At 69.3% G+C, this 23,525-nt stretch carries 13 protein-coding genes; 6 read left to right on the top strand and 7 right to left on the bottom strand.

What is annotated here, in order from left to right; genetic code table 11:
* Positions 1–208 precede the first annotated feature (208 nt).
* The 4 genes from G4D86_RS37500 to G4D86_RS37485 are packed head-to-tail and all read left to right on the top strand — an operon-like array spanning position 209 to position 6,452.
* A complete protein-coding gene (locus tag G4D86_RS37500) occupies positions 209–1,432 on the top strand; it encodes a GAF domain-containing sensor histidine kinase (protein WP_163999094.1) in 1,224 nt (407 codons plus the stop codon).
* A 58-nt stretch (positions 1,433–1,490) separates the two neighbouring features.
* Complete coding sequence (locus G4D86_RS37495; RefSeq protein ID WP_163999093.1) at positions 1,491–1,868, top strand: response regulator; 378 nt, start codon at positions 1,491–1,493, stop codon at positions 1,866–1,868.
* Positions 1,865–4,417: an ATP-binding protein gene (locus G4D86_RS37490; RefSeq protein WP_163999092.1), complete on the top strand. Its 2,553-nt coding sequence runs from the start codon at positions 1,865–1,867 to the stop codon at positions 4,415–4,417. The genes G4D86_RS37495 and G4D86_RS37490 overlap by 4 nt, the downstream gene beginning before the upstream one ends.
* Positions 4,418–4,427: 10 nt before the next feature.
* Positions 4,428–6,452: a response regulator gene (locus tag G4D86_RS37485; protein WP_163999091.1), complete on the top strand. Its 2,025-nt coding sequence runs from the start codon at positions 4,428–4,430 to the stop codon at positions 6,450–6,452.
* A gap of 14 nt (positions 6,453–6,466) precedes the next feature.
* On the opposite strand, the gene G4D86_RS37480 is transcribed toward G4D86_RS37485, so the two are convergent.
* The gene (locus tag G4D86_RS37480; protein WP_205520075.1) at positions 6,467–10,639 is read right to left on the bottom strand and encodes a tetratricopeptide repeat protein; all 4,173 of its coding nucleotides are present in this window, start codon (positions 10,637–10,639) and stop codon (positions 6,467–6,469) included.
* Positions 10,640–11,001: 362 nt separating this feature from the next.
* Here G4D86_RS37480 and G4D86_RS37475 point away from each other — a divergent pair, with 362 nt between their 5' ends.
* On the top strand, positions 11,002–11,808 hold the full coding sequence (locus tag G4D86_RS37475) for a Uma2 family endonuclease (RefSeq protein ID WP_338050634.1): 807 nt from the start codon (positions 11,002–11,004) through the stop codon (positions 11,806–11,808).
* A 13-nt stretch (positions 11,809–11,821) separates the two neighbouring features.
* Here G4D86_RS37475 and G4D86_RS37470 read toward each other — a convergent pair whose 3' ends face one another.
* The 6 genes from G4D86_RS37470 to G4D86_RS37445 all read right to left on the bottom strand — a co-directional run bounded on the left by G4D86_RS37470 (position 11,822) and on the right by G4D86_RS37445 (position 22,224).
* Positions 11,822–13,417 carry an LVIVD repeat-containing protein gene (locus tag G4D86_RS37470; RefSeq protein WP_240360681.1) on the bottom strand — a complete coding sequence of 532 codons (1,596 nt, stop codon included), beginning with the start codon at positions 13,415–13,417 and terminating at the stop codon, positions 11,822–11,824.
* A 97-nt stretch (positions 13,418–13,514) separates the two neighbouring features.
* Positions 13,515–15,089, bottom strand: coding sequence for an LVIVD repeat-containing protein (locus tag G4D86_RS37465; RefSeq protein WP_163999088.1), 1,575 nt, complete (start codon positions 15,087–15,089; stop codon positions 13,515–13,517).
* A 92-nt stretch (positions 15,090–15,181) separates the two neighbouring features.
* Positions 15,182–16,804 carry an LVIVD repeat-containing protein gene (locus tag G4D86_RS37460; RefSeq protein ID WP_163999087.1) on the bottom strand — a complete coding sequence of 541 codons (1,623 nt, stop codon included), beginning with the start codon at positions 16,802–16,804 and terminating at the stop codon, positions 15,182–15,184.
* Between the two features lie 90 nt (positions 16,805–16,894).
* Entirely contained in the window at positions 16,895–18,517 is a 1,623-nt protein-coding gene (locus tag G4D86_RS37455; RefSeq protein ID WP_163999086.1) for an LVIVD repeat-containing protein, read from the bottom strand.
* Between the two features lie 51 nt (positions 18,518–18,568).
* Entirely contained in the window at positions 18,569–20,332 is a 1,764-nt protein-coding gene (locus tag G4D86_RS37450; protein WP_163999085.1) for an LVIVD repeat-containing protein, read from the bottom strand.
* Between the two features lie 242 nt (positions 20,333–20,574).
* Entirely contained in the window at positions 20,575–22,224 is a 1,650-nt protein-coding gene (locus G4D86_RS37445; protein ID WP_163999084.1) for an LVIVD repeat-containing protein, read from the bottom strand.
* 101 nt (positions 22,225–22,325) lie between these two features.
* On the opposite strand from G4D86_RS37445, the gene G4D86_RS37440 reads away from it, so the two are divergent.
* Positions 22,326–23,429 (top strand): AAA family ATPase, encoded by a 1,104-nt coding sequence (locus tag G4D86_RS37440; protein WP_163999221.1) that lies wholly within the window; start codon positions 22,326–22,328, stop codon positions 23,427–23,429.
* Positions 23,430–23,525 lie beyond the last annotated feature (96 nt).

The raw sequence follows: 23,525 nt of genomic DNA, 5'->3' as shown, positions 1-23,525 counted from the left end.
CTTGATGGCAAGGCCTTCGCGAGGGGCTGTACCGGGAGCAGCACTCCCCGAGCCCACCCGGTGCATGTCCCGGCTGCTTGCTCGGCCGCCGCCCCCCAAGACGCAAGGGGCCGCCGCCTCCCTGTTCGCTGGACCCGCTGGAAGGCAGGCCACTGCCGTCGACCTCTCCCATTTCGGGTGTATGTGGGCTAGCACTGGGGCGCTCCCCATGATTCCCCCTTCTATGCCCCCGGACGAGGCCCACCGCCTCCAGGCCCTGCGCGGTCTCTGCGTGCTCGACACGCCGTCGGAGGAGCGCTTCGACCGCATCGTCCGCACTGCGGCGAAGCTGTTCCGCGTGCCCATGGCGCTGGTGTCGTTGGTGGACGAGGGCCGGCAGTGGTTCAAGTCGCGCGTCGGCCTGGACGGTTCCGAGACGGCGCGCGACACCTCCTTCTGCGGCCACGCCATCCTCGGCTCGAGCACCTTCGTGGTGCCGGATGCCGTGCACGACGCGCGCTTCCACGACAACCCGTTCGTCGTGGGAGCGCCCTTCGTCCGCTTCTACGCGGGCCACCCGGTGCGCGCCCCGGACGGCAGCCGCGTGGGCACCCTCTGCATCCTCGACTCCACGCCACGCGAGTTCTCCGACGCGGAGCGCGCCGCGCTCGCGGACCTGGCGGTGTGGGTGGAGCTGGAGCTGGACGCCGTCACCGTGCGCCTGGCCCGTGAGGCGCTGGAAGAACAGCAGCGGCTGAAGAACGAGTTCATCTCCACGGTGAGCCACGAATTGCGCACGCCGCTCACGTCCATCCGCGGCTCGTTGGGCCTGCTGACGGGCGGCGTGGCCGGGCCGCTGCCCGGGCCGGTGGCGGAGATGGTGGACATCGCCCACAAGAACAGTGAGCGGCTCATCCGCCTCATCAACGACATCCTCGACCTGGACAAGGTGGAGGCCGGCAAGCTGGACCTCTACCTGGAGGCGGCGGACCTGGCCCCGCTGCTCCACCACGCGGCGGAGGCCCACCAGGGCTACGCGTGCGAGTACGGTGTGCGGGTGGAGGTGGTGCTGGACGACGCGCCCCGAGCCCGGGCCCGGGTGGACGCGGACCGGCTGGCGCAGGTGCTGGCCAACCTCCTGTCCAACGCCATCAAGTTCTCTCCGCGCGGCCAGGCTGTCACCCTGCGCCTGGTCCGCGACGCGGGCCGGCTGCGCGTCAGCGTGGAGGACCGCGGGCCCGGCGTGCCCGAGGACTTCCGCGCCCGCATCTTCCAGAAGTTCGCCCAGGCGGACGGCTCGGACACGCGGCGGCGCGGCGGCACGGGCCTGGGGCTGAGCATCGCCCGCGCGCTGACGGAGCGGATGGGTGGTGCGCTGGACTTCACCTCCGCCCCGGGCGGCGGCACCACCTTCTGGTTCGATCTGCCCGAGTGCCCGCCGGAGGCGAAATGAATCCGCTAAATCGCGGCAGCCGTACCCCGCCCCGCACCCCGGACCGAGGCCCGAATCCATGACCACGCTACGCAAGGTGATGCTCGTCGACGACGAGGATGACATCCGCACCATCGGCAACCTGAGCCTGAGCCGGGTGGGCGGCTGGCAGACGGTGCTGGCCGCGTCCGGCGCCGAGGCGCTGGAGAAGGGCGCCGCGGAGAAGCCGGACCTCATCCTGTTGGACGTGATGATGCCCGGCATGGACGGGCCCACGACGTTCGGCAGGCTGCGCGCCCAGGAGGCCACCGCGCACACGCCCATCATCTTCATGACGGCGAAAATCCAGAAGCAGGAGGTGGCGCGCTACCTGGAGCTGGGCGCCCTGGGCGTCATCGGCAAGCCGTTCGACCCGATGACGTTGCCCGCCGAGATTCGGAAGCTGGTGCCGGCATGAGGAGGGGCTCGCGCCTGTCCAAGCGGTCGGTGGTGATGGCGGCGGGCGCGCTGGTGCTCTTGTGTGGCCTGTTCATCGTGGGCCGCCCGTGGGAGGTGTCGCAGAACGACCGCTACCGCACCGCCCTGCGGCAGCTGCGCGTGGCCAGCGCCGAGCTGGAGCTGGACGTGCTGCGCTCGCGCCAGGGGCTGCCGGAGGTGCACGGCTCGGGCGCGTCGGACTTCGCGGCGCTGCGGGCTCGCTCGGAGGCGCTGCGCGAGTTTCCCTCCTTCCTGACGGACGAGGACCGCCAGACGCTCACCGCGTCGCTGGACGCGTACCAGCGCGCGCTCGGGGATGCGCAGGCGCTGCTGGCCCGCGCCCGGGATGCGGACACGCGCGGCGAGCGGCGCGAGGCGAACGCGGCCCTGCAGGCGCTGCTGGAGCGCACCGCCAGCGTGCAGGCGGAGCGGCTCATCTCCACCTACCTCCAGCTCTACGAGCGGGCGCAGAATCGCAACGAGCGCTCACGCGTGGCCTTCTTCGTGGTGTCGCTGGCCCTGGGCGCCTACGTGGTGGTGGTGCTGGTGCGGCTGTCGCGCGCCACCACGGAGCTGGCCGCGTTCAACGAGGGGCTGGAGCGCCGGGTGGAGGAGCGCACCGCCGCGCTGTCCATGGCCAACGGCGAGCTGAGCGCGAGCGAGGCGCGCAAGGCGGCGATTCTGGAGGCCTCGGCGGACGGCATCCTCCTGCTGGACGGGGAAGGGCGCCTCTTGGAGGTGAACCCGTCCGCGGAGCGCACCCTGCGGCTGGAGTCCGGGCAGGGCGTGGGCCGCGACTTCCTGACGCTGGCCTTGCCCGCGTCGCTGCCGTCCGGAGAGCGCGAGCGCGTGGCCGCCGCGCTGGATGCGCCCGCGGGCCGCTCCACCCGCCTGGAGTCACAGTGCCAGCGCGCGGACGGGGGCGTGTTCCCCGCGGAGCTGACGCTGGCCCGCGTGCCCGGGGACGGGCCGCCGCGCTTCACCGTCTTCGTGCGCGACATCACCGAGCGCAAGGCGGTGGAGCGGATGAAGAACGAGTTCATCTCCACCGTGAGCCACGAGTTGCGCACGCCGCTCACGTCCATCCGCGGCTCGCTGGGTCTGCTGGAGGGCGGCATCATGGGCGAGCTGCCCCCGCAGGCGCTGGACATGGTGCGCATCGCCCGCACCAACACCGAGCGCCTCATCCGCCTCATCAACGACATCCTCGACTTGGAAAAGATGGAGGCCGGCAAGCTGGAGCTGAAGCTGGCGCCGCTGGAGTGCACGGAGTTGGTGGAGGCCACGCTCTCCGGAGTGCAGGGCATGGCGGACGCGGCTGGGGTGACGCTGCGCTCGGAGGTGGAAGGCGCGCCGCGCGTGCGCGGAGACCGGGACAGGCTCATCCAGGTGCTGACCAACCTGGTGTCCAACGCGGTGAAGTTCTCTCCGCGAGGCTCGCCGGTGGTGGTGCGCGCGCTGGACGTGGAGGGCGGCCGGGTGCGCTTCAGCGTGGTGGACCAGGGGCCGGGGATTCCGCCCGAGCAGCGCAGCCGGCTCTTCGGACGCTTCCAGCAGTTGGATGGCTCGGACACGCGCTCCAAGGGAGGCACGGGGCTGGGGCTGGCGATTTCGCAGGCGATTGTCGACCAGCACGGCGGCCGCATCGAGGTGGAGAGCGAAGAGGGGAAGGGTTCCACCTTCACCTTCGCGCTGGACGCGATGAAGCCCGAGGTGCACACGGCGCCCGCGTCGGTGCCGCGCGATGAGTCCCGTCACAACGTGCTGGTGACGACGGCGGACACGGAGCTGTCCACGCTGCTGCGAGGGCTGCTGGCGGCGGAGGGCTACCGCGTGGTGCGCGCCGCCACCCTCACGGAGGCGGCGAAGGCGCTGGACGAGTCGTTGCCGGACGCGCTGGTGGTGGACACGCAGATGCCGGACGGGCAGGCGCTGGACTGGGTGCGGGGCCTGCGCGAGCAGCCGCGCACGCGGGAGCTGCCGGTGCTGGTGCTGTCCGGGCGCTCGTCCGAGGGCGAGGGCGTGGGCATGCCGATGTGGGTGGACTGGATGGCGAAGCCGCTGGAGGAGACGCGGCTGCTCAAGACGCTGCGCTACGCCATGCGGCAGCCCGGGCAGGCGCGCGTGCTGGTGGTGGACGACGACGCCGCCACCCGGCGCGTGCTGTGCGCGCAGTTGGAGCGACTGGGCGGAGTCCAGGTGTTCGAGGCGGCGGACGGAGAGAGCGCGGTGGCGCTGGCGCGCGAGACGACGCCGGACCTCATCGTCCTGGACGTGGGCCTGCCCCGGCTGGACGGCTTCGAGGTGGTGGACATCCTGCGCCAGGGCAAGGGGCGCACCACGCCGTTGATAGTGTTTACCGGCCGCGAGCTGTCCCGTACGGACCAGCGGCAACTGACGCTGGGAATCACCCGGCACCTCACGAAGGCGCGCTCCTCGGAGGACGAGCTGGTGTCCTCCGTGCGCGAGCTCCTCAACGGCCTGTTGGCGCGGCGAGATGCCGTGACGGCGGCGGCGAGAAAGGTCTGAAGGGTTTCATATGAGCAGCACTCGGACGCTCCTGTTCCTCGAGGACGACAAGGATTTGCAGTCGCTGGTATGCACCTTCCTGCGGGAGAAGGGCTACCGCGTGGAGCCCGCGCGCACCGCCGCCGAGGCCATGGCCGTGATAGCGCGCGTGCCGGTGGACGCGGCGATAGTGGATGGCCTGCTGCCGGGGATGACGGGCGCGGACTTCATCCGCGAGCTGCGCAAGACGCAGCCGGACCTGCCCATCCTCTTCGCGTCGGCCTTCTGGAAGGACCTGAAGAGCCACGAGCTGCTCACGCGGCAGTTGCGAGTGGCGCGCATCATCCACAAGCCGTACCGGCCGGAGGAGCTGCTCGTCTGGGTGGCGCAGCTCTTCGCATCCATCCCGCCGCCCCCGCCGCCGGAGGCGCTGGAAGAGGTGGAGGCGGTAGGGGACGACCTGGCCGCGAGCCTCGCCGCGCTGAATGCGGAGTACGGCGCGAAGCTGCGGGAGAAGGTGTCCGGGCTGGAGGCATTGCTGGGCCGGGTGCGCGCGGGTGAGACGGCGGCGATGGATGAGGCGTACACGGTTGTCCACAAGTTGCACGGCACGGCGGGCAGCTATGGCTACGCGGAAGTGAGCACCGCGGCGGGCCGGCTGGAGCTGGTGCTGAAGCCGGCGCGAGAGGGTGGAGCGCTGGACGTGGGGGCGATGGAGGAGGCCTTCCACGCGCTGGCGGCGAAGGCGGCGGTGTCGGTGAAGCCGGCGCCCGCAGTGAAGGCCCCGGGGCCGCTGCTGCCCACGGAGGGTGTGCTGCTGGTGGTGGACGCGGACGCGGCGGTGCTGGCGGACGCGGAGCGGCTGGGGAAGGCGCACGTGGTGCGGGTGCTGACGGCGCGCACGGCGGACGAGGCGCTCGCGGTAGCACGTCGGCAGTGGGTGGACGGGGTGCTGGTCCACATGCACCTGGACGGCCCGTTGGGCGGAATCACGGTGGCGCACGCGCTGCGAGCGGAGGAGGGGCTGGGGATGTTGCCGCTGGCCTTCACGGGGGCGGGAGGGGCGCTGGAGGACCGGGTGGCGGCGGCGCACGCGGGAGCGTCGCTGTTCCTGCCGAGGCCCTTCACGTCACAGGACTTCACGGCGGCGGCGGAGCGGATGGTGGCGGCGCGGCGTCCGGAGCGCGCGCGGGTGTTGGTGGTGGACGACGACCCGGAGGCGATTACGGCGCTGACGCACGCGCTGGCGAGCGACCACATCGAGGTGGTGGGGCTGGGGGATGCGCACGGGTTGATGGAGGCGCTGGCGGAGCACCGGCCTGATTTGTTGTTGCTGGACGTGCAGATGCCGGGGCCGAGCGGGTTCGATTTGTGCCGGATTCTGCGCTCCACGCCGGAGTGGCAGGAGCTGCCGGTGCTGCTGATTACGGCGCACGTGGGGCTGGAGTTCCGGCTGGCGGCGTTCCAGGCGGGGGCGGACGACTACCTGTCGAAGCCGGTGCTGCGCGAGGAGCTGCGAGCGCGCGTGCAGGCAAGGCTGGAGCGGGCGCGACTGTCGAAGGAACGCGCGGAGCGGGATGCGCTGACGGGGCTGCTCTTGAGGCGGCCGTTCATCGACGGGTTGAGGGCGCGGTTGGCCGAGTCGCAGCGGCAGAGCAAGCCGCTGGCGCTGTGCTTCCTGGACGTGGACCACTTCAAGCAGGTGAACGACAAGTTCGGGCACCTGGCGGGAGACCGGGTGCTGACGCGGCTGGGTCGGCTGCTCGGGGCGAGGTTCCGTCGCGAGGACGTGCGAGGACGGTGGGGCGGCGAGGAGTTCGTGGTGGCGCTGCTGGGAGAGACGGCGGCGAGCGCGAAGGAGATTCTGGGACGCACGGCGGCGGAGCTCGCGGGGATGACGTTCGAAGGAGACGCGGGCGAGTCCTTCCACATCACGTTCAGCGCGGGCATCTCCGTGTCATCGACGGACGGTGCCTCGGTGGAGGAACTGCTGAAGATCGCGGACGCGCGGCTGTACCGCGCCAAGGCGAACGGGCGGAACCGTATCGAGACGTGAGGGGCTTCAGGGGCTCACGATTTTGTGAGGCGCTTGAAGGTGTCGATGCGCTCCTGGAGCTCGGAGGGAATCGGGCGCTGGAGATGCTCATGGAGTTGCTTGACGTGAGCCAGCATGACGCCGGTGTTGTGCTCCAAGGGCTTTGGAAAGCGCAGGAAGAATGGCCAGAGCGTCTCGATGGCTCCAATGACTGCGAGAACAGCCTCTTCCCGCCGGCCCAGGTCGCTCAGCCTGTTGCCCAGGTTGTTGAGGCTGGTGGCGAGGTCGGGCTGGAAGGCGTCCGGGTTGCGTGCCGCGAGGCCCTGGCGGAGTGATACTGCTTCCTCGGTCGCCGTCAGCGCCTCCTTCCACTGGCCCGGCGCGCTCAGCATGGTGCCCAGGTTGTCGAGGCTGGTGGCGAGGTTGGGCTGGAAGGCGTCCGGGTTGCGTGCCGCGAGGCCCCGGAAGAGCGACACGGCTTCCTCGACCGCCGTCAGCGCCTCCTGCCACCGGCCCAGCGCGCTCTGTATGGTGCCCAGGTTGTGGAGGCTCATGGCGAGGTCGGGCTGGAAGGCGTCCGGGTTGCGTGCCGCGAGGCCCCGGCGGAGTGATACTGCTTCCTCGGTCGCCGTCAGCGCCGCTTGTCGCTGGCCCAGCGCGCTCAGCATGGTGCCCAGGTTGTTGAGGCTGGTGGCGAGGTTGGGCCGGAAGGCGTCCGCGTTGCGTGCCGCGAGGACCCTGTAGAGCGACACGGCTTCCTCGGTCGCTGTCAGCGCCTCCTGTCGCTGGCCCAGCGCACTCAGCATGGCGCCCAGGTTGTGGAGGCTCATGGCGAGGTCGGGCTGGAAGGCGTCCGGGTTGCGTGCCACTAGGCTCCGGTAGAGAGACACGGCTTCCTCGATCGCCGTCAGCGCCGCTTGCCGCTGGCCCAGCGCGCTCAGCATGGAGCCCAGGTTGTTGAGGCTGGTGGCGAGGTTGGGCTGGAAGGCGTCCGGGTTGCGCGCCGCGAGGCCCCGGCGGAGTGATACTGCTTCCTCGGTCGCCGTCAGCGCCTCCTTCCACTGGCCCAGCGCACTCAGCATGGTGCCCAGGTTGTGGAGGCTCATGGCGAGGTCGGGCTGGAAGGCGTCCGGGTTGCGCGTCGCGAGGCTCCGGTAGAGCGACACAGCTTCCTCGGTCGCCGTCAGCGCCGCTTGCCGCTGGCCCAGCGCACTCAGCATGGTGCCCAGGTTGTTGACGCTCATTGCGCGGTCGGCCTGGAAGGCGTCCGGGTTGCGTGCCACGAGGCCCCGGCGGAGTGACACAGCTTCCTCGGTCGCCGTCAGCGCCGCTTGCCGCTGGCCCAGCGCACTCAGCATGGTGCCCAGGTTGTTGAGGCTTGTGGCGAGGACGGGCTGGAAGGCGTCTGGGTTGCGTGCCGCGAGGACCCGGTAGAGAGACACGGCTTCCTCGACCGCCGTCAGCGCCTCCTGCCGCCGGCCCAGCGCGCTCAGCATGGAGCCCAGGTTGTTGAGGCTGATGGCTAGGGCGGGCTGGAAGGCGTCCGGGTTGCGTGCCGCGAGGCCCCGATGGAGTGACACGGCTTCCTCGGTCGCCGTCAGCGCCTCCCGCCGCCGGCCGAGCGCGCGCAGTCTGGTGCCCCAATTGCCAAGAAGCCCTGCTCGCTCAGCGCCTACCTTGTCGCTAGGCGGAGTTGGAAGGACCTGCAGACGCATACGGGCCGTCCATTCGGCAACCCGGTCAAGCGAGACCGTGGGGAAAGGAATACCCACTGCGTCAAGTCGGCGCGCTTGTTCGATGGTGCCCGCCACTTCAAGCCTGTCAGCCAGAACGTCACCCAGCACGGAGAAGGCGGTTCGCTGTCCAACAGCCAGCGCAGCCTCCAGTGTGAGAACTGCGCGCGCGTCGAGCAGTGAGCCCGCGAGGAATCGTTCAATCCACGGCCGCGTCAACGCAGGCGATACCGCGGATACACGCCCCAGCACCCTCAGTCCCGTTCCGACGACCTGCTCACGCTCGTTCGACGAAAAGACCCGGTCTATCCAATCAGAAGGCACGCGCTCGTCAGACGAAGGGCTGAAGGAAGCGACTCGCAGCACCATCGCTTCGCCGAGAAGGTCTGGTTCCAGAGGGGGCAGGAAGAGTGCGGGACTTTCAGCACTGCGCTGGTAGACCCAGTGGAGCAGTCGCAACAAGATCGCGTCGTTCTCGGTCGTAGGACGCCGTAGGAGCCTACCGATCACGAGCTCCGCCTCCTCCTTCTCCGGGAACCCCCCTCGGAGCGTGGCAGCGGCGACCACTTGGCGGGCCAGTGATCGCTGCACCGCGTGCCCAACGTGCGCCTGTCCAGCACGCACCTCCCAGAAGTGTTCTTCATGGTCGAGGATGACATCCATGAGCGTGTTCGGCTCGAACGCCAATCCTTCTACCGACGCGAGCGCGGCCATGTGTACGTAGAGCAAGCGATTGAAGCACTCGTCGCCGAGGAGCGTCTCCACGGGCCGCCGCACGTAGGTCTTGCTCAGCTTCTCGGCGAACCTCTTCGCCGCTTCGTGGAACACCAGGACACGGTCGGCCAGGGAATTCGAGAGCGACGGCAGCTGGCGCACCGGCATCGAGTCGAGCCAAGTCGCCAGCGATGAGTCCCGCTCGCGCAGTGACTTCCACCAGTCACCGTTGTTCCGTGCGAGCAGCAGTAGACGAATCGAGCGAAGCCCTTCCGCACCCTGCTGCGCGTACCGGTGCAGCCGTGAGAGCATCTCGTGCAGCCTCGGGTGGCTCTCCGCGTAGTCGATCACCACCAGTAACGGTTGTCCAAGTGACCAGAGCTGTTCGAGCCAGTCCTGGGCGGCATTTCTGGAGACGCTCTCCGGCAGAAAGCCAGCGGCCCACCCCAGCTCCCTGCGCCGACGTATCCACTCAATCGCTACGCGTGTCTTGCCCGCCCCACCCTCGGCATGAAGCAGTCGAACAGCGACAGAGGGACCCTCGTCGCACCACTGGTCGAGTTCCGCGAGGAGGGGCTCTCGCCCATGGAACGGTACGACCTCATGGTGCGCATTGAGGAGCGCCGACGGAGGCGCGCTCTCAGGGGGCTCACCGATGCTTCCCGTGCTCAGAAGGTCATCAACTCCGGGGACCACCTCCGGGTCGAGGTGCTCGCGGAGGAACGCCATCAGGCACTCGGCCGACGTCCGGGCCGCGTACTTCTTGAAGTGGTCATCACGCCCGGAGTTGGCGAAGTCCATCACGCTCTTCATCACCAACGCATCGAGCTTCCGGTGCGGCTGGGTATAGGCCATCGCTCCGATTGCGGCGGCCTCCATCTCCAGCCCCAGCGCCTTGCGCATGTACTCAGTCACTTCGCCCCAATAGGCCACATCCTCGATGACCTGGCTGCCGCTGCCCATGGGCTCAAGGTGGACGCGGAAGGGGAACAGCTCTCCCGTGGGAGAAAGGTCAGGGAGGCGCCCCTTGTGCCGGAACAGGAGCGCCTTGACCCGTTTGCGTCCTTCGTCGGTGAGCTCCCCGCTGTCGGACACGTGGGCGGACTTCACGAGCGCGTCGACGATCTTCTCCCAGTGAGGGCAGTACTGCTCGCACTCCGGAAGCGTCCACGGCTTCGAAACGCCTTCATGGAGCTTCAGCAGCGCCCAGTTCTCCTGCCACTCGTAGGGCACCGGACGGTTGTTCCACCACGCCTCGCCCTTCAACTGCTTGAGGAAGTCGAAGTGCTTGAGGTCTTCCTTCCAGTCGTAGCGCAGGTTGTAAGTCGTGAGGTCCTGCTGAGTGCCCTCGGGGCGCAGCTTGCCCGTGTCATGGAAGAACAGCCTGTCAGGCGCGATGACATCGCCCAGGTTCGTCTTCCCCGGGCGTCCCGCGCAGACGCCGCACATCGCCACGCACCTCGGGTGGTACTCCTCGACCAGCGGCAGTAACGCGGAGGTTGCTTCCACCGCGCCCATGCCGCCTGCCAGCGCCAGCGCGACACGCAGCGGGCGAGCCCCCTTCTTGCCGTGAAACGAGCGGAACGACACCCGGAGGCCGTTCGGGCGTCGCTCCTCCTCCCACTGGCTCCCCTCGACTGCACCCGCGCTCACCTGAAGCGCCGCCTCGTACTCCAGCGGGATCGCCGTCAGGATGACCACATCGACGCGGCGCGAGCGCCCCCCATGCGTTGACATGCCCGGCAGTGTACGGACCTCCATGAAGCCCCGACAATCACGTCAGGACCGCACTCGGCGTCCAGCTCGACGTGGACTGCCGTCTCCATCTGGAAACACCCGAACGCCCAATCGCCGCCGCACCGCGCTCGCGACCCAGCAGGTACGCACCTCGGCCCACCTCTTGCTCTGCCTCGTCGCTCCACAAGGACGGGAGCAGGGCGGGAGCGCGCATGGCGGAAGCGAGGACGGAGGAAGTCGCGGGCGAGCAGGTCGAGAGGGAGACAGTCACACGGCGGGGAATTGACCTCCAGGGTAGGATGCCGCACGCTCCTCCCATGAGGGTCAATTCGGGGAAACGCAGAGACAAATATCCCCGCGCTCCCTCCCAGGCGGAGTGGGACGCGATGTCGCCCGAGGAGCAGGCTCGGGTGTACGCCGCTATTCCGGGCGTGGTGACGGACGCGGAGATGTCTCCGCCGGAGGGAGACCGGCACTTCCTCCCCAAGGTGCGCGCGCTAGACACGCTCAAAGGCCACTTCGGCCGCGAGCGCCGCCGCGTCTACCTGGCGTGCGAGCTGCCCGTCTACTACCCCGACGAGCGCCGCTTCGCACCGGACCTCCTGGTCGTGTTGGATGCCGAGTCGCACGTGCGCGACAAGTGGATGGTGAGTGCCGAGGGCAAGGGCCTCGATGTCGTGTTCGAGGTCCACGTGGGTGGTCCCCGCAAGAAGGACGCGGTGAGCAACGTGGCGCGCTACGCCCGCCTGCGCATCCCCGAGTACTTCATCTACGACGGTGGCAGGCAGACGCTGTGGGGATACCGGCTGGCGAGCTCCAAAGCGGGGAAGTACGTCCCCATCAAGCCGGTGGACGGGAGGCTGCCCTCGAAGCGGCTTGGCTTGGAGATCCAGGCCGAGGGTGACCGGCTGCGTTTCTACGAGAACAACGTCCAGATTCCCGAGTCGGCGGAGCTCATCGACCAGCTGCACAAGCTGACGGAGGGGCTGCAACGGCGCGCGAAGAAGCGGGTGCGCAGCCTGAAGAAGGAAGCCCGGCTCCGCGAAGACGCGCAGCAGCGACTGGCGGAGGAGACCCGGCAGCGCCAGGAAGAGTCACGGCGCCGCGAAGTGGCAGAGCGGCAACTGAAGCAGCTCAAAGCCGAGGTGGCCCGGCTCAAGGCGCGGGAGTCCAGCCCCGCCCCCCGGAGGTGACGCCTCCGCCGCGCTACGGCTCCTTGAAGATGAACAGCCCGCGCACATCATCCACGGCGTAAACGTACCCATCCCCCGGCACGCGGATGCCGATGACACCCTCGTACAGGCCCGAGGACCTGTTCGAGTCCGTATCGCGGAAGGTGTTGAAGTGGGCCACCATCCGAGGCTGCGTGGGGTTGGACACGTCCAGCACGCGCACGCCCTCGTGGTACCAGGCGACGTACAGCCGCTCGTCCTTGAGGAGGATGTTGTGGATGGACGCGACGTCGCGCAGCTTGAACTCGCCAATCTTCACGATGTTCGCCGGGTCATCCACCTTCAGCACGCGCAGGTGGGCGCCCATCTGCTCTCCGCCCTCGAAGGCAATCGTCTGGCCCGCGATGGTGCCCACCGCGCTGTGGTGGGCGTAGTTGTTCTCGAACGTGTAGCCACCCAGACGCTGAATCCGGGTCGGGTCGCTGACGTCGGCCACCTGGTACCCGCCCTGCGCATGGCTGACATACAGCCGTCCTCCAAACGCGAAGGAGTCATGCGGATAGCCCTGAACCCCGAGCACATGTCTGCCCAGCAGCCGGGGCTCCAGGGGCGAGGAGACGTCGAAGATGAGCGTCTCCGCGTTGGGCGACGGTGACATGGCATAGAGCCGGTCCCCGTCCACCAGCACCGTGTGCACGTTGATGGCCGGGCCGCCCGGAAGGTTGCGCAGGAAGACGGGCGCGCCGGGATTCGAGATGTCGAAGACGACGACGCCCGTATCCGCGCTGGCGACATAGAGCGCATTCCCCTTCGCCCACACCCCGTTCCAGTAGTTGTCCCCCGCCATGCTGATGGACGTCTTGAAGATGGGGTGGGCCCGGTCGCTCACGTCGAACACGGAGAGCCCGCCGTCGGTACCGCGCAGGTTGACGGACACCACGTACGCGTGGTCCTTCGCGACGTAGAGGTCCACGGGGAAGCCCAGCTCCACCCGCGACTCGGAGACGGGCTTGAGCCCGCCCGAGGACTCACGCTCCGCGCGGCCCCACGTCATCCGCTCCGAGCGGAAGGTGCCGGACCAGAGGGGCCTGCCGCCGGAGCAGAAGGAGAAGCACCCCGTGAGTACCCACGGCGTGGGCGCCTCGCAGCCCGCGAGCGTATAGCGCGTGGAGTCCAGTCCGGACGTCCCAGGCTTGAGCCCCGTGACGACGAACGTCTGGCCATCCAGCTGCGGGTCGACGGCCGAATATCCCTGGACGCTCCAAGGCCTGCCGTTCGCATCGAACCGGAGACTCCCGCCTCCGCCAGCGCCGAGGGTGCTGAGCCCATCTTCACTGGGGAGCTCGTAGCGAAGCTTGGTGCGGTAGATGCCCTCGCGGTCCAGCGCGCCGAGCGTCGAGCGCTTGCACGAGGACAAATCGAAGGACTCCACGGAGGAGGTGCATGGGTCCGCACTGGCCACGGAGCAGCTCGCATAGGGGCCGGTGTCCATCCAATCCCCCCACTCCTCCATCGCCGTGTAGCGTCCGTCCCACGGCTTCGACGTGTCCTCGTCCGAAGAGCCACAGCCGGCCAGCGCCAGCACCCAGACCGCGGCAGCCGCACCCATCCCACGCAGAGTTCGCGACACGATATCCCCCCAACGGAGCGCGCCCCCCGGCCGTGGGCGCGCGAAGTCCCACCGGTATACCCGCGTCACCACGGGCGCCGCAAAGCGCCGCGGTGCCTCACGGCTCCTCGAGGATGAGCAGCCCTCGCGCGGTGTCCACCACGTACACGTATCCGTCCTCCGACACGTGCAGCCCGGTGGCGCCTTCCTCCAGCGCATCACCCCGGCCGTCGTCCGTCTCGCGGTACGTGTTGAACCAGGCCACCTCGCGCACGCGCGTGGGGATGGACACGTCCAGCACGCGCAGTCCTTCCTGGTGATACGTCACGTACAGCCGGCTGCCCCGCAGCTCCAGGTTGCGGGGGGACACGACGTGGCGCAGGCCGTACTCGCCAATCTTCTGGATGGCGGACGGCTCGCTGGCCTCCAGCACGCGCAGCCGCGCGCCCAGGCCCCGGCCCAGCTCGAAGGCGATGGCGCGGCCGGCGAAGGTGCCCACCGCGCTCGCGGCGCTGCTTCCATACGGGTACGTATACTTCCCGAGCAGCGCCAGGTGGTTCGGGTTGCTGATGTCCGCGACCTTGAAGCCATCCTGCTGCTGATTCAGATAGAGGCGTCCCTGATGGGTGACGGCCCCACGGCCCGCGGAGGGCCGGTCCTCATTCCGGGCCGACAGCGTGACGTTCTCCACCAGGCTCGGCTCGCGGGGCGTGGAGATGTCGAACACCAGCGTCTCGCGCTCGGGCGCCTCCACCGTGGCGTAGAGCCGTTCACCCTCCACGCTCACGCCGCTCACCTGGAAGCCCCCCTCCGGCACGGTGCGCACGAGGGCCGGCCGTGAAGGCTCGGTGATGTCCACCACCGCGATGCCGGCGTCCGTGGCGACGTAGAGCGTGTCCCCCATGAGCGTGGCGTTCTTCCAGTCCGCGTTCCCCTCCGGGCTCAACCGTCCCACGGCCACGGGCGCGCGCCGGTCGCTCACGTCGAAGACGGTGAGGCCTCCAGGGCGGCCCGGCCGGCTCTCCGAGATGACGAAGGCATGCTCTTGCGTGACGAGCACGTCCACGGGCATGCCCAGGTCGACGAAGGACTCGGCGAGGAGCTTCAGTCCACCTCCGGACTCGTCCTCGTCCTGGAAGCGGCTCATGCGCTCCGCGCGGAAGGTGGCGGACGCCTCCAGCTTGCCGTTCCTGCACACGGAGAAGCAGCCGGTGAGCACGCGCTCGTTCACCGCGTTGCAGCCCACGAAGGTGGAGAACGCGTCACCGTCGCGGCTGGAGAAGAAGAGCGTCCGCGAGTTCCACACGCCGGCCACGGGCGGAGCCCCCATGACGAGCTCCGGCGCTCCAGTCACTCCCAGCTTGAAGCCGGCGGGCGCGACCGGAAGGCGGGACTGCGGGGGGGCGCCCCCCGGCTCGTAGCGCAGCTCCGCCCGGAACACGCCCCGGCGCTCCAGGTCTTCCAGCGAGCGACGCTTGCACGCCGACAGGTCGAAGGACTCCAGCGAGCCACAGGGCACGGAGGCGTCTTCCAGCACCCGACAGGTGGAGAGGGCGCCGGAGTCCACCCAGTCTCCCCGCTCCTCCATCGGGACGTAGTTTCCATCCCAGGTCGGCTCCACGGAGGGGCTGCATCCGAGCACGGACGCGGCGCAGGCAAGCAGGACCGTCCACGCGGCGCGAGCAGGCAGCATCGACACATCCTCCGAGTGGCGCCCGCGCCGGCCCACGGGCCACCAGGACTCCCAGTGTAGGGGCGACGGTGCGCCGCCGGGAAGCCGGCTGTCTACGGCTCATCGAAGAGGAGCAGTCCGCGCGACGTATCCACCACGTAGATATGTCCATCACCGGGCACGCGCATGCCAATGGCCCCTTCGTACAGGCCATCCGCGCGCGCCGCGTCAGACTCGCGGAAGGTGTTGAAGTACGCCACCTCGCGGGGCTGCGTGGGGTCCGCCACGTCGAGCACGCGCACGCCCTCGTGGTAGTACGCGACGTACAGGCGCGTGCCCACGAGCACCATGTTGTGGATGGAGGTGAGGCCCCGCAGCTTGTACTCGCCCACCTTGGCGATGCCCGCGGGGTTGGTGACGTCCAGCACGCGCAGGTGCGCGCCGAGCGTCTCGCCGCCCTCGAACGCGACGGTGCGGCCATTGAACGTCCCCACCGCGTTGGCGTGGCTGTACGAGTACCCGTAGGTGTACTTGCCCAGCAGCGTCGGCGTCGTGCCCGTCACGTCCACGGCGAGGAAGCCGTTCTCGGTGTGGTTGATGTAGAGCCGGCCGCCATACGCGAAGGCGTCATGCGGATAGCCCAGCCCGTTGGGGTACGCGTAGCCCATGAGGAGCTGGGGCTCGAGCGGACGGGTGATGTCGAAGATGAGCGTCTCGCGAATCGAGGGCGCCATGGCGTACAGCCGGCTCCCCTCCACGAACACGGTGTGGACGTTGAGGGTGCCTGCGATGCCGGGCACGTTGGCCCTGCGCACGAAGGCGGGGTTGGCGGGGTCGGTGATGTCGTAGACGAGCACGCCCGCGGCGCCGCTGGCGATGTAGAGCGCGTCGTCCTTCGCCCAGACGCCATTCCAGTACGAGTCATTGGGCCGGTCGAGCGACACGCGCTGCACGGGGTTGCGCGCGTCGCGCACGTCGAAGACGGTGAGGCCGCCGGGCCGTCCCTGCCTGGGAGCGGAGACGACGTAGGCATGGCCCTTGGTGACGTACACGTCCACGGGGACGCCACGGTCCACGTGGGACTCGGAGATGCGCTGGAGGCCGGAGGACTCGGACTCGCCCTCGCGCCACGTCATGCGCTCGGCGCGGAAGGTGGCGCGGTAGCGCAGTTGGCCATTGCGGCACGTCGCCATGCAGCCGGTGAGCGTGCGCGGCCCTGTCGCCTTGCAGCCGGCGAAGGTGATGCGGTCCGTGGTGTTGCCGGTGACCGCCCGCTGGGACGAGACGATGAACGTCCCGGTGTCCACGCGGGACAAGGAGGCCGGCTGCCCCATGACGCTCAGGGGCTGCCCGGCTGCGTCGAGCTGGAAGCCGCCGTTGTCCGGGGCGACATTCACGCCGCCCGTGCTCATGGGGAACTCGTAGCGAATCTCCGCGCGGTAGATGGCGCCCTCGCGCTCCAGCCCCGCGAGCGAGGCGCCGTCACAGCGCGACAGGTCGAAGGAGGACTCGGTGCCACACGAGGCGGTGGTGCTGGAGAGCACGGAGCACTCGGCCAGGGGGCCGGGGTCCACCCACTCGCCTTTTTCCTCCAGCGGAGTCCAGGGGCCGTCGTAGGGGACGGAGACCGGCTCGCCCAGCGGCGGCAGCGGCGTGTCCCCCGTATACGTCGAGCAGGCGGACAGCGACGTGGCACAGGCGAGCACGAGCAGCAGTCGCGCGGCACGGACAGACATGGATGGGGTCCTCTTCTGCCCGCGCCGGCCCACGGGCCACCAGGGCTGCCAGTGTAGGGGCGACGGTGCGCCGCCGGGAAGCCCGGCGGTCTACGGCTCGTCGAAGAGGAGCAGTCCGCGTGCCGTATCCACCACGTAGATGTGTCCATCACCGGGCACGCGCATGCCAATGGCCCCTTCGTACATGCCATTCGCGCGGCCCGGGTCAGACTCGCGGAAGGTGTTGAAGTACGCCACCTCGCGGGGGTGCGCGGGGTCCGCTACGTCGAGCACGCGCACGCCCTCGTGGTAGTACGCGACGTACAGGCGCGTGCCCACGAGCACCATGTTGTGGATGGAGGTGAGGCCGCGCAGCTTGTACTCGCCCACCTTGACGATGCTCGCGGGGTTGGTGACGTCCAGCACGCGCAGGTGCGCGCCGAGCGTCTCGCCGCCCTCGAACGCGACGGTGCGGCCATTGAAGGTCCCCACCGCGTTGGAGTGGCTGTACGAATTCCCGTAGGTGTACTTGCCCAGCAGCGTCGGCGTCGTGCCCGTGACGTCCACGGCGAGGAAGCCGTCCTCGGTGTGGTTGATGTAGAGCCGGCCACCGTACGCGAAGGCGTCATGCGGGTAGCCCGTCCCGCCGGGGTAGGCGTAGCGCATGAGGAGCTGGGGCTCGAGCGGACGGGTGATGTCGAAGACGAGCGTCTCGCGAGCCGTGGGCGCCATGGCGTACAGCCGGCTCCCCTCCACGAACACGGTGTGCACGTTGAGCGTGCCGTTGATGCCGGGCACGTTGGCCCTGCGCACGAAGGCGGGCCGGGCCGGGTTGGTGATGTCGTAGACGAGCACCCCCGCGACCTTGCTGGCGATGTAGAGCGCGTCGTCCTTCGCCCAGACGCCATTCCAGGAGTTGTCATTGGGCCGGTTCAGCGCCGTGCGCTTCACGGGCTTGCGCGGGTCACTCACGTCGAAGACGGTGAGGCCGCCGTTCCAGTCCTCGGTGGGATGGGAGACGACGTAGGCATGGCCCCTGGTGACGTACACGTCCACGGGGAGGCCCAAGTCCACGGAGGTCTCGGAGACGCGCTGGAGGCCGGAGGACTCGGACTCGCCCTCGCGCCACGTCATGCGCTCGGCGCGGAAGGTGCCGCGGTAGCGCAGTTGGCCACTGCTGCACATGGACACGCAGCCGGTGAGCGTGCGCGGCCCCGTCGCCTTGCAGCCGGCGAAGGTGAAGCGGCCCAGGCCTTTGGAGGAGCGCACCAGCCCGGACGAGACGAAGAACGTCCCGGTGTCCTCGCGGGACGCGGAGGTCGGCAGAGACCCCATGACGCTCAGGAGCTGCCCGTCGGCGTCGAACTGGAAGCCGCCGTTGTCCGGAGTGCCATCCACGCCGTCCGCGCTGTTGGAGACCTGGTAGCGAATCTCCGCGCGGTAGATGGCGCCCTCGCGCTCCAGCCCCGCGAGCGAGGCGCTGTCACAGTGCGACAGGTCGAAGGAGGACTCGGAGCCGCACACGGTGGTGTTGCTGGAGAGCACGGAGCACTCGGCCAGGGGGCCGGGGTCCACCCACTCGCCGTTCTCCTGCAGCGGCGTCCAGGGGCCGTCATAGAGGATGGTGTCCGGGTCGGGTTGTAGCGGCGGCGCATCCCCCGTCTCCGTCGAGCAGGCGGACAGCGACGTGGCACAGGCGAGCGCGAGCAGCAGGCGCGCGGCACGGACAGACATGGGTGGGTCCTCTTTCTTCTGCGTGTGTTGGGAAGCGACGCCGCCGCGCGTCTACGGCTCGTTGAAGATGAGCAGGCCGCGCGAGGAGTCCACGAGGTACACGGCCCCGTCACCAGGCACGCGGATGCCGAAGGCGCCCTGGGTGAGGTTGTCCGTCCGTCCGGGGTCACTCTCCCGGAAGGTGTTGTAGTGGGCTACCTGCCGCGGCCGCGTGGGGTTGGACACGTCGAGCACGCGCAGCCCTTCCTGGTACCAGGCGACGTACAGCCGCGTGCCCCGGAGGATGAAGTTGTGGATGGAGGTGACGGGCCGGAGGCGGAACTCGCCCATCTTCACGATGTGCGCGGGGTCGGTGACGTCGAGCACGCGCAGGTGTGCGCCGCTCGCCTCTCCGCCTTCAAAGGCAATCGTGCGGCCGGCGAAGGTGCCCACCTCGCTGTGGTGCGCGTAGGCGCCGTCGCCGTGGACGAACTGGCCCAGGTGCCGCACGTTCTCCAGGTCGGTGATGTCCATGACGGACAGGCCGCCAAACCCGTTGCTGACGTAGAGGCGGCCCTCGTACGCGAAGGCATCATGCGGGCCCGCGGACGAGAACTCCTCCGGCAAGGAGATGCTCTGGCGCAGCACGGGGCTGAGCGGGCTGGAGACGTCGAACACCAGCGTCGAGCTGTCCAGCGACATGGCATAGAGCCGGTTGCCGTCGACAAGCACGGTGTGCACGCCCTCGGGGCCCGCGGCGAAGCTGCGCACGAACTCCGGCGCTCCGGGGTCCGTGATGTCGTAGACGAGGACGCCCGAGTTCAGGCTCGCGATGTAGAGGGCATCCCCCTTGGCCCAGACGCCGTTCCAGTAGCTGTCGCCGGGCAGGCTGATGGACGCCTTGAAGATGGGGTGTCGCGGGTCGCTCACGTCGAAGACGGTGAGCCCACCGTCGACGCCGGCCTCGTTGAACGAGACGACATACGCGTGGTGCTTCGCGACGTAGACGTCCGCGGGCAGGCCCAGGGCGACGAAGGACTCGGAGAGCAGCTCGAGTCCGCCGGAAGACTCCGGCTCGCCCGGATGCACCGCGACGTTGTGGGCCTCGAAGGTGCCCGTCCCCGCGAACAGTCCGTCGACGCAGCGGCTGAAGCAGCCGGTGATGATTCCGGGCAACGGCACCTGGCAGCCCGCGAGCGCCGTCACGATGCCGGTGTAGGGATTCCTTCCGACGACGAAGAACGTCCCGCCGTCCGTCTGCCGCTGGAGGAGGGGCGCGCTGCTCATCATGTCCGGGCCGCCATCGGAGCGGAGCACGAAGCGGGCGGAGGCGGGGCTGATGCGGGTGCCGCCGTCGGCCAGGCGCCGCTCCGTGCGCAGGTCGGTCATGTAGATGCCGTGCGGCTCGACAGCGGCGAGCGCGTCCGGCGAGCATTGCGACAAGTCATAGCGGGACAGGTCATCGCAGGCGACGGTGTCCGGGGCTCCCACGGAGTTGAAGGCACACGGCGCATACGAGCCGCGGTCCACCCAGTTCCCCGTCTCCGCGAGCACGGTGTAGCCGCCATCCCAGGGTTCCGGTCCCGCGTCGGAAGTGCCGGAGTCCTCCGGGCCCGCGTCGCCGGAGCCCGCGTCGTCGGGAGTGCCGGAGTCGGAGCCCGCGTCCTCGGAGCCCGCGTCGTCGGAGCCCGCGTCGTCTGGAGTCCCGGAGTCGGACGTCCCCGCGTCCTTCACGGGGTCCGGGTCGGGCGGGTCGTCGGTGCAGCCTGAGAGCGCGAACAGGCAGAGGACGCCGGTGCACAGCAGCGCCCACGGCGAGCGTGGAAGGGACGTCATGGACGTGGGCCTCGCGAATGGGGCGTCCCGTCCGAGTCGCGGGCCGCCTGTCCGGAAACGTCTCCGCGAGCTCGGCATAGCGGTGCGCCGATGGAAATATTTGCGCCGTGAGCAGGAACTCCACCGTGAGCACGGCCGAGCGCGTTCCCGGCCCGGGATGGTCCTGTCATTGCACGGGCGCACCGGCCCCGCGGAAGCATGCGGGCCGGGGTGGAAAGCGCCCCGGCCCGGGGCAGGCGTGACTACGGCTGGTTGAAGATCATCAACCCACGCGACGTGTCCACGACGTACACGTACCCATCCCCCGGCACGCGGATGCCCATGGCGCCCTCGTAGTTGTCGTCGCTGCGCTCCGGGTCCGTCTCGCGGAAGGTGTTGAAGTGCGCCACCTCACGCGGCTTCGTGGGGTTGGACACGTCCAGCACGCGCACGCCCTCGTGATACCAGGCGATGTAGAGGCGCGAGCCCACCAGCAGCATGTTGTGGATGGAGGAGACGGGGCGCTTCTTGTACTCGCCAATCTTCACGATGTGCGCGGGGTCGGTGACGTCGAGGATGCGCAGATGGGTGCTCGGGCCCTCGCTGCCCTCGAAGGCGATGGTGCGCCCGGCGAAGGTGCCCACCGCGCTGTGGTGGCTGAAGCTGTAGGTGTAGGCGTAGATGCCCAGCAGCTTCACGTCGTCGAGGTTGCTGGCGTCGACGACGTAGTACCCGCCGCTCGAGTGGCTGACGTAGAGGCGGCCGCCGTACGTGAAGGCGTCATGCGGCCCGTCATAGGACGCGACGAGTGGAAGCTGGATGCGCTGGAGCAGGACGGGGTTGAGCGGGTTGGAGATGTCGAAGACGAACGTGGCGCTCTCGGGCGAGGGGGCCATGCCATAGAGCCGGTCTCCGTCCACCAGCACGGTATGGATGTTGAGGTGCCCGGCGCCGGCCGGCAGGCTGCGCAGGAAGACCGGGTCGGCGGGGTTGGAGATGTCGAAGACGAGGACCCCGGTGGCCTCGCTGGCCACATAGAGGGCATCTCCCCTGGCCCAGACGCCGTTCCAGTAGGTGTCCGCGGGCAGGTTCATCACCTTCTTGAGGACGGGACGCGCCCGGTCCTTCACGTCGAAGACGGTGAGGCCTCCGTCCCTGCTCCCCCGGCTTCTGTACTTGATGGAGACGACATACGCGTGCTCCTTGGCGACGTAGATGTCCACGGGCAGGCCCTGCTCCACGCGGGACTCGGAGACGAGGTCGAGGCCTCCAGAAGACTCGGCCTCACCGTCGGGGAACGTCATGCGGTACGCCTCGAAGGTGGCGCGAGTGCGGACGCGGCCGTTGACGCAGCGGGCGTAGCAGCCGGTGAAGCGGTCCGGCGCGGTGACCTGGCAGCCGACGAGGAGGCGGCGGTTGGTGCCGCCGTCCGCCAGCAGGACCTCCGAGTAGAGGCGGAGGTTCTCCGCGTCCTTCACCTTCGAGGTGATGGGCGTATCGAGGAGGGTGTCGGGTCCACCGTCCGAGCGCAGGGCGAAGGCGGTGTAGTTGGGGCTGCCCTCGACGCCGCCGTCATCGAGGGGAAGCTCCTCGCGCAACAGGACCTGGTACCTGGCGTCGTCCGGCAGGGCGCCGAGCGAAGCGCGGTTGCACGTGGACAGGTCGAACTGGGAGGGCTCGGGGCAGACCTCGGGCTCGGCGCCGACGGCGGGCAGGAAGGCGCACGGTGCGAGCACGCCCGGGTCCTCGGTGTAGTCACCGCGCTCCTCGAGCACGGTGTAGCCGCCATCCCACGGCTCGGCGCCGGCATCGGTCCCCGCGTCGGGCGCGGGCTGGGGGTCGTCATCACAACCGGAAAGTGCGATGGAGCAGACGAGCGCCAGCGCCCGGGAGAGGCGAGTCGGGAGCATCATGAGGTGGGTCCAGAAGGAAGGCGCCCGTTGCCAGTGGGAGCGGGTGAACTGACCAGCGTAAGGCGTGGACTGCGGCGCCTGGAAAGGATGGTTGACGGGTGATGCCCATCACGCGGTTGGAAATCGCCGGCTACCGCTCGGTGCGAAGGCTGTCATTGGAGCTGGGTCCGGTGAATGTGATTGTCGGGCCCAACGGCAGCGGCAAGACGAACCTGTACCGAGCGCTGTATCTCTTGGTGGCGGCGGCGGAGGGACGGCTGGCGCGCACGCTGGCGGAGGAGGGCGGCACGCCGAGCGTGCTGTGGGCGGGTCCTCGCGAGGGGAAGAAGCCCGTGCGGATGACGGTGGGCGTGGAGCTGGGGGACGTGGCGTACGAGTTGAGCTGCGGCATCGTCCCGCCGGTGCCGGGCGAGGCGGGACACTTCGCGCTGGACCCGGAGGTGAAGGAGGAACACCTGTGGGCCTTCTCGGGAGGGCGCAAGGTGGTGCTGATGGAGCGCAAGGACCGCACGGCCTTCCTGCGGGATGCGGAGGGGACGCGGGTGACGTTCCCCACGCAGCTCTGGAGCGCGGAGTCGGTGATGGACCAGCTCGCCGAGCCGCACCGCTTCCCACGCCTCGCGGAGGTGCAGCGCACGCTGCGAGCGTGGCGCTTCTACCACCAGTTCCGCACGGACCCGGACGCGCCCATGCGGCACCCGCAGGTGGGCGTGCGCACGCCGGTGCTGTCACATGACGGCAGGGACCTCGCCGCGGCGCTGATGACCATCCTGGAGATTGGGGACTACCGCGCGCTGGAGCAGGGACTGGAGGATGCGTTTCCGGGCTCGCGGCTGGAGGTGCGCTCACCGGAGGGGCGCTTCAGCCTGTACCTGCACATGCCGGGGCTGATGCGTCCGATGGGCGCGGCGGAGCTGTCGGACGGGACGCTGCGCTACCTGTGCCTCTTGGCGGCGCTGTTGAGCCCGAGGCCGCCGCCCTTCCTGGCGCTGAACGAGCCGGAGACGAGCCTGCACCCGGACCTGCTGGAGCCGCTGGGCCGGCTCATCACGCGCGCGGCGAAGCACAGTCAGATATGGGTGACGACACACGCGGAGCCCCTGGCGAGGGTGGTAGCGGAGCGCTCACATTGCGCGCCGGTGCACCTGGTGAAGCCCGGAGGCGCCACGGAGGTGGCGGAGCAGTCGATGGGTGAGGAGGACTGAGTGAGGGAGTGGGTGGAGCATGCATGGGCTGGGCGTGAGCGCGCGAGGAGCGCAGGCGCGGTGGAACGCAGCCTGCGTGCCGCTACCGTGACTGGC

Origin of the sequence: Pyxidicoccus caerfyrddinensis (assembly GCF_010894405.1) — a bacterium.
Classification (GTDB): domain Bacteria; phylum Myxococcota; class Myxococcia; order Myxococcales; family Myxococcaceae; genus Myxococcus; species Myxococcus caerfyrddinensis.
This window is presented reverse-complemented; position numbering and strand designations above follow the sequence as displayed.

Excerpts from the sequence above, each read along its gene's own strand:
- G4D86_RS37500 (WP_163999094.1), top strand. The coding sequence starts at position 209 with ATGATTCCCCCTTCTATGCCCCCGGACGAGGCCCACCGCCTCCAGGCC.
- G4D86_RS37495 (WP_163999093.1), top strand. The coding sequence starts at position 1,491 with ATGACCACGCTACGCAAGGTGATGCTCGTCGACGACGAGGATGACATC.
- G4D86_RS37490 (WP_163999092.1), top strand. The coding sequence starts at position 1,865 with ATGAGGAGGGGCTCGCGCCTGTCCAAGCGGTCGGTGGTGATGGCGGCG.
- G4D86_RS37485 (WP_163999091.1), top strand. The coding sequence starts at position 4,428 with ATGAGCAGCACTCGGACGCTCCTGTTCCTCGAGGACGACAAGGATTTG.
- G4D86_RS37480 (WP_205520075.1), bottom strand. The coding sequence starts at position 10,639 with ATGGAGGTCCGTACACTGCCGGGCATGTCAACGCATGGGGGGCGCTCG.
- G4D86_RS37475 (WP_338050634.1), top strand. The coding sequence starts at position 11,002 with ATGTCGCCCGAGGAGCAGGCTCGGGTGTACGCCGCTATTCCGGGCGTG.
- G4D86_RS37465 (WP_163999088.1), bottom strand. The coding sequence starts at position 15,089 with ATGCTGCCTGCTCGCGCCGCGTGGACGGTCCTGCTTGCCTGCGCCGCG.
- G4D86_RS37460 (WP_163999087.1), bottom strand. The coding sequence starts at position 16,804 with ATGTCTGTCCGTGCCGCGCGACTGCTGCTCGTGCTCGCCTGTGCCACG.
- G4D86_RS37455 (WP_163999086.1), bottom strand. The coding sequence starts at position 18,517 with ATGTCTGTCCGTGCCGCGCGCCTGCTGCTCGCGCTCGCCTGTGCCACG.
- G4D86_RS37450 (WP_163999085.1), bottom strand. The coding sequence starts at position 20,332 with ATGACGTCCCTTCCACGCTCGCCGTGGGCGCTGCTGTGCACCGGCGTC.
- G4D86_RS37445 (WP_163999084.1), bottom strand. The coding sequence starts at position 22,224 with ATGATGCTCCCGACTCGCCTCTCCCGGGCGCTGGCGCTCGTCTGCTCC.
- G4D86_RS37440 (WP_163999221.1), top strand. The coding sequence starts at position 22,326 with ATGCCCATCACGCGGTTGGAAATCGCCGGCTACCGCTCGGTGCGAAGG.